The organism is Streptomyces sp. H39-C1 (assembly GCF_027158125.1).
GTDB lineage: Bacteria > Actinomycetota > Actinomycetes > Streptomycetales > Streptomycetaceae > Actinacidiphila > Actinacidiphila fildesensis.
On sequence record NZ_JAPVLS010000006.1, the window covers coordinates 188,099 to 194,613 of the forward strand.

Annotated in this window: 6 protein-coding genes; 5 read left to right on the forward strand and 1 reads right to left on the reverse strand. The window is 73.1% G+C overall.

Annotation, left to right across the window (positions count from 1 at the left end; genetic code table 11):
• The first annotated feature begins 140 nt into the window (after positions 1–140).
• Positions 141–1,508 carry an MFS transporter gene (locus tag O3W51_RS06570; protein WP_269284492.1) on the forward strand — a complete coding sequence of 456 codons (1,368 nt, stop codon included), beginning with the start codon at positions 141–143 and terminating at the stop codon, positions 1,506–1,508.
• 27 nt (positions 1,509–1,535) lie between these two features.
• On the opposite strand, the gene hypE is transcribed toward O3W51_RS06570, so the two are convergent.
• Positions 1,536–2,543: a hydrogenase expression/formation protein HypE gene (gene hypE / locus O3W51_RS06575; RefSeq protein ID WP_138350841.1), complete on the reverse strand. Its 1,008-nt coding sequence runs from the start codon at positions 2,541–2,543 to the stop codon at positions 1,536–1,538.
• 228 nt (positions 2,544–2,771) lie between these two features.
• Here hypE and O3W51_RS06580 point away from each other — a divergent pair, with 228 nt between their 5' ends.
• From O3W51_RS06580 to O3W51_RS06595, 4 genes are all read left to right on the forward strand, one after another.
• Positions 2,772–4,295: an amidase gene (locus O3W51_RS06580; protein WP_138350840.1), complete on the forward strand. Its 1,524-nt coding sequence runs from the start codon at positions 2,772–2,774 to the stop codon at positions 4,293–4,295.
• Between the two features lie 8 nt (positions 4,296–4,303).
• Positions 4,304–5,074 carry a thioesterase II family protein gene (locus tag O3W51_RS06585; RefSeq protein ID WP_269284496.1) on the forward strand — a complete coding sequence of 257 codons (771 nt, stop codon included), beginning with the start codon at positions 4,304–4,306 and terminating at the stop codon, positions 5,072–5,074.
• A 180-nt stretch (positions 5,075–5,254) separates the two neighbouring features.
• Positions 5,255–6,010: a hypothetical protein gene (locus O3W51_RS06590; RefSeq protein ID WP_138350838.1), complete on the forward strand. Its 756-nt coding sequence runs from the start codon at positions 5,255–5,257 to the stop codon at positions 6,008–6,010.
• A 3-nt stretch (positions 6,011–6,013) separates the two neighbouring features.
• Positions 6,014–6,515, forward strand: a 502-nt coding sequence (locus tag O3W51_RS06595) for an AMP-binding protein (protein WP_269284500.1), incomplete at its 3' end; no start/stop codon positions are given.

Sequence of the window (6,515 nt, forward strand, 5' to 3'; positions counted from 1 at the left end):
TGTCCGGAAGCTGCACGACAGGAAGTGCCATGTGGGGGAATTCCCCGACTTCCGCCAAGGCTGCCCGTTGGTCAGGCTCGGGGGCAAGTGGGCCTGGCGGCATCCCGCCACGTCCCCGACCGATGTCGGAGGAGCACGTCATGACGGCCGTCGAACCCGAACAAGCTGTCCTGCCGGCGCGGCCCCGACCGCAGGCCGCGCCCGCCGTCCCGGGCGCGCGCCTGCGCTTCGGCTACGCCTCCGGCTCGCTGGTCACCGGCACGTTCAACACCCTGCCGGGCCTTCTGCTGCTGCCCTATCTGACCGACACCCTCGGTATCGGGGCCGCCCTGGCCGGCACGGTCGTGCTGCTCCCCAAGGTGTGGGACGCGGTACTCAACCCGCTGGTCGGCCGGGCGAGCGACCGCACCCGGACGCGCTGGGGCGCGCGCCGGCCGTATGTGCTGCTCGGCGGTCTCGCCGCGGCCCTGACGTTCGCGCTCATGTTCTCGGGCGTGGCGGCCGGTACGGCGGGCGCCTGGTTCACCGGCGCCGGATTCCTGCTCTCCGCGACGGCCTTCGCGTTCTTCCAGGTGCCGTACGCGGCCATGCCCGCCGAGATCACCACCCGGCGCCAGGACCAACTGCGGTTGGTCGGCGGTCGGGTGGCCGTCATCGGTATCGCCGCGCTGATCGCCGGCGCCGCGGGACCCGCCATCGCGGACGCGGGCGGCGGGGGCATTCCCGGACACCGCTGGGTCGGCCTGTTCGGCGCGCTCGTCATCACCGCCGGAGCGGTCGGCGCCTTTTTCGGCACGGCCGGAACCCGCGGTGACCGGGTCCTGGAGAGCGAGCCGAGCCTGCGCCACCAGTTCGCCGTGGCCCGCGCCAACGCCCCGTTCATGGCGCTGCTGCGCTGCGGCGTCGTCCAGTCCCTCGCGACCGGCTTCATGCTCGTCGGAGCCCCGTACTTCACCGACCACGTGCTGCACGATTCGGACGCCACCGGGCTGGTCGTCGGCGCCTTCGTCCTGCCGAACCTGCTCACCGTCAACCTCTGGTCGCGGCTCGGCTCCCGTAGCGGCAACCGCCAGGGATACGCCACCGCCTGCGGGCTCTTCATCGCCGGCTGCCTGCTGCTGCTCGCCTCGCCGGACCTGCCCGTCGCCGTGGTCGCCGTTGCCATCGCCGTGACCGGCACCGGGCACGCCGGCCAGCTGCTCTTCCTGTACGCGATGCTCACCGACCGCACCACCCACGACACCGAACGCACCGGCCGCCGCCAGGCCGGTGTCTTCTCCGGCGTCTTCACCACCGGCGAGATGCTCGGCCTCGCCCTGGCGCCCTTCCTCTACGGGCTGGTCCTGCAGATCTTCGGCTATGCCTCGTCCACCGACGGCGAGTCCGCCCAGCAGAGCTCCACGGCCGAACTGGGCGTGCTGCTCGGCTTCACCCTGCTGCCGGTCCTCGCGACCGCCGCCGCCCTGACGCTGCTGCGCGGCTACGACCGGCTGGTCGCGGCGGCCTGAGGGGTTCCGCCGCGCGGGGCGCGGCCGTCAGCGCAGCCGCGGTGGTTCCGCGCTGCCCGGCGGCACCCCGGCGGGCAGCCGGTGGACCGGCCCGTCGGGGGAGCGGAGCTCAACGGCCCCGGCGGTGTCGTCGGTGACCGTGCCGACGATGGCGGCCTGGCGGCCGTACGGGTGGGAGCGGAGCGCGGCGAGGACCGCGTCGGCCGCCGCCGGTGGCGCGAACAGGCACATCGAGCCGGCGTTCGCGGTGTGCAGCGGTGCCAGGCCCAGCAGTTCGAAGGCGGGCCGCGCCTCGTACTGGACGGGAAGCGCCCCCTCGTCGATCCGCAGCGTGAGCCCGCGGGCCGTCGCGCAGGTGCGCAGCGTCGCGGCGAGTCCGCCCGAGGTGATCGGTGCGGCGGCCCGGACCGCGCCCGGCGGCAGCCCGTTCAGCAGGGACGTCAACGGAGCGCAGTCGCTGGGCACATGGTGTTCGAAGCCGAGTCCGGCCCGCAGCGACAGCAGATGGACGGCGTGGTTGCCGAGCGGCGCGGTCACCAGGACGCGGTCGCCGGGCCGTACCGCGCCCAGCGACAGCGGCGGACGGCGGTGGACCCCGATGCCGGTGGCGGTGAGGAACAGCTGGTCGGCGTCGCCCGCACGCACCACCCGGGTGTCGACGGCGGCGATGGCGATCCCCGCCTCATGGGCGGTGTCGCGGATGGACTCCGTGATGCGGTGCAGGAGTTGCAGCGGTGTCCCGGCCTCGACGATCAGCCCGAGCGTGAGGGCGTACGGGTCGGCTCCGGTCGCGATGAGCGCGTTGACGGTGCCGGCCACCGCGAGCCGGCCGAGGTCGCCGTTGCCGAAGAACGGCGGGTCGACCACGTAGCTGCCGGTACGGACGGTGAGCGGCTCGCCGGACAGCGGCGGGAGCCCGCCGGGCGCGAGCCCCGGTCCGAGGACGTCCAGGACCAGAGCCGTCAACTGCCGTGGGCCGGTTCCGGAGTCGTCGGCGAGCGCGACCTGCCCGACCGGCCAGGAATTCACATCCATTATCAAGGAAGGCTCCCCCGTGAACCGGCCGAATAGGCCCTCAGAGCCCGGACGGGCACGGTCGCACCATGTTCCCCGTGGGCCCTTTCACGGTAGTCGGGGGAAGTTCTGACAGCAGGTCGACAGGGGGTGCTAGGGGGCAGGAAAGGGGGTCTGGACCACAATTCCCCTTACCTAGACTCGGAGTCCGAATTCAGCAGGGATCGGCCGAGGACAGGATGGACGGGAATGGCTGACGTCAGGACCCGGGTGGCAGAGGCGTTCGACCGGGCGGACCGGCTCGACCCGGTGCTCGGTACGTATCTCGGCCGGTTCACCGAACAGGCCGCCGCCACGGCGGAGCAACTGGACACCGCCGTGGCGGACGGTGCCGAGGCCGGGCCGCTGCACGGGCTGACGCTGGGCGTGAAGGATGTCTTCGCGACCCGTGAGGCGCCCGCGACCTGCCAGAGCCGGGTGCACGACGCGGACTGGTGGGCCGGGCGCGACGCCGTACCGGTCGCCCGGCTGCGGGCGGCGGGCGCGGTACCGCTGGGCCGCACCACCATGGCGGAGCACGCGCTGGGCCGACCCGACCCGGCGCTGGACTTCCCCGTGCCGCGCAACCCGTGGGACCTCAACCGCTGGACGGGCGGCTCCAGCTGCGGCAGCGCCAACGGGCTGCCCGCCGAGCTGTTCGACGTCGGCCTCGGCACGGACAGCAACGGCAGCATCCGCATCCCGGCGGCGCTGTGCGGCGTCACCGGCTTCAAGCCCACCCACGGCCTGGTCCCCGACGGCGGCTGCCGCCCGCTGAGCCGCTCGCTGGATGTCGTCGGCCCGCTGGCCCGCAACGTCAGGGACTGCGCGAGCACCCTCGCGGTGCTGGCCGGGCGGCCGGACGCCACCGGCTGGCGGACCGACCTGCGCGGCGCCCGCATCGGCGTTCCGGCGAAGGCGCTCGAGGAGTCGGCGCAGCTGTCGGAGGACTGCGCGGCGGCGTTCGCCGGCGCCCTCGAAGAGCTGCGGGAAGCCGGCGCCGAGATCGTCACCGTGGAACTCCCCGAGGTGTACCCGCTGTTCGCGGCGCAGTTCATCACCCTCCTCGCGGAGGCGTTCGAGCTGCACGGCGCCGGGCTGCGCACCCGCTGGGCGGAGTACGGGCGGCCGTTCCGCCGGACCGCCGTCCTCGGCGGCCTCGTCGGCGCGCCCACCTATCTGCACGCACAGCGGGTCCGCGCCTCGGCCGCCGCGAGCCTGCGCGAACGCTTCGACGGCCTCGACGCGATGGCCACCCCGACCTGGCCGACCACCGCGCCCCGTTACGACGACCCCGCCGCGCTGGGCACCGTCTCCTGGCTGCCCGGCCTGTGGAGCGCCGTGGGCTTCCCGGCCGTCGCGGTCCCGATGGGCTTCGGCGGCGACGGCATGCCGCTGTCGCTGCAGCTCGCGGGCCTGCCGTGGAGCGACTTCGGGCTCGCGGCGCTCGCCGACGTCTACCAGTCGAACACCAACTGGCACCTGCGCCGCCCGGACCTCGCCGCCGGATCGCTGCCCGCCGCCGTCCCGGTCTCCGAACCGCAGGCGTCCCCGGGCGACCCGGAGAAGCAGCGGTGGCTCGCCGCCGCGCTGCGCGACACCGGAGTGGACGTCGACGACGCCGAGGTCGCGGAATTCACCGGGATGTGGGGGCTCACCTCGATGCTGTTCGGCTTCCTTCCCGAACTCCCGGTGGACCAGGGCCCGCTGACGCCCACCCTGCCCCCTCTGTGAGGAGAACCATGACCAGCACCGCCCCTACCACCAGCAATCAGTACATCCGGCGCTACCACACCGCCCTCGCGGGCACCCCGCGCCTGGTCTGCTTCCCGCACGCCGGCGGATCGGCGAGCTTCTACTTCCCGGTGTCGCAGGCGCTCGCCCCGGACATCGACGTACTGGTCGTGCAGTACCCGGGCCGGCAGGACCGGCGCAAGGAACCGCTCATCGACACCATCGCGGAGCTCGCCGACCGGGTCTTCGAGGACCTGCGGGAGTTCGCCGACGAACCGCTGACGTTCTTCGGCCACAGCATGGGCGCCACGGTGGCCTTCGAGGTCGCCCGGCGCATGGCGGACGCCGGCCTGCCCGCGCCCGCCCGGCTGATCGCCTCCGCCCGCCGCGCCCCGTCCCGTACCCGCGCCGACCGGGTGCACCAGAAGGACGACGAGGGCCTGATCACGGAGTTGCGCCGGCTCAGCGGAACCGATTCGCGGGTGCTGGGCAACGAGGAGATCATGCGGCTCGCCATCCCCTCGATCCGCAACGACTACAAGGCGGTCGAGACCTACCGCGCGGACGCCGGGGTGCGGATCGACTGCCCCGTCACGGTGTTCGTCGGCGACGACGATCCGACGACCACGCTCGCCGAGGCCGCTGCCTGGAGCGACCACACCACCGGCGCCTGCGAGCTCCAGGTGTTCCCCGGCGGCGGCCACTTCTACCTCGCCGACCGGCCGAAGGAAGTGCTCGACGCCATCACCCGGCGCATGGGCGTGGCCGTCGCGGGCTAGCGGCTGTCCGACCCCTGCGCTCGTGACGGTTAGGGGTGCGGCGGGCGTGCCTAGGGGGTCCGCCCGTCAGCACCTTTCGTCTAGCGTCATGCCAACGGAAGAATTCCTGGAATCGGCTGGATTGGGAATCACGTGAGTCTCCTTTCATGGAAATCGCTGACAAAAGGCGACCGGGACGAATTGATTCTGTCGGTCGATTTCAGCACCAGCGGGCGCACCCAGGCGAGTTTCGCCGACTTCGCTCCCCGGCTGGACCCGCCCGCCGCCGCCTTCTGGACGACGCTCCCGCCGACCGCGGACGACGCGGTCGCCCTCGACGGCTATGTCGACTGGTGGCTCACCGACGTACGGGAGAGCGGCCGGCGCGTCACCGCCGTCCTCGGCTACTGCGCGGGAGCGGTCTTCGCCGCCGCGCTCGCCGAACGGATCGGTGCGTGGCAGGACACCCCGGCCCTGGTGCTGTTCGACCCCGAACTGCCCAACACGGTCGGCCTGTACAAGGACTTCCACGCCGCGGGCGACTCGCTCGCCTCGCTGCTGATGCCCGAGGAACTGACCGAGTTCCACGAGGCGGGACGGCAGATCGAGCGGCGCTACGCCGACGACCTCGCGGCAGTCGGCCCCGAACTCGCCCTGATCTTCACCCGCGCGGTGGGCACCGCCGCCGAACGCCTCGAACTCGACGACGACATCCGCGACGATCTCGCCGGAGTCTTCGGCTCGCTGGTCGGCTACCTGGCCGCCGCCTCGTCCATCGACCCGCTGCCGCTGTGGGCCCGCGGCATCGCGATCACCTCGGGCCCGCCGTCGTACCCCGTCGGCCGGGAGATCCGCTTCGACGTCGACCACGACGACCTGCTGCGCATCAACGGCGTCGCCCGCGCCCTGTCGGAGCTGCTCTCCGGCGACCGCACCGAATCAACCGCAGGCAGGTGACCCATGGCTGACCACGGGGGAATCGACGCCGGTCCGCGCAGGACCGACACGACCGACAGCACGGACGGCGGGCTGCTGCCCGCCCGGATCGAGGAGCAGGTACGGCGCACGCCCGGGGCCGTCGCGGTCTCCGACGGCGGTACTGAACTCACGTACGCCGAACTGAACGCACGGGCGAACCGCCTCGCGCACCACCTGATAGCCGGCGGCGCGGGACCCGAACAGCTCGTGGCCGTCGGGATGCGCCGCTCCCTCGATCTGGTGGTGGCGTTCCTCGCCGTGCTCAAGGCCGGGGCCGCCTATCTGCCGCTGGACCTGGACAACCCGGCCGAGCGGCTCACGTTCATGATGGCCGACGCCCGGCCCGCGCTGCTGGTGACCACCGCGGCCGAAGCCGGCTCGGCCACCGGCGACCAGCCAATGATCGCGCTCGACGACCCGGAGACCGCCGCCCTCGTCGCGGCGGCACCGGCCATCGACCCCGGTGACGCCCACCGGACCGCGC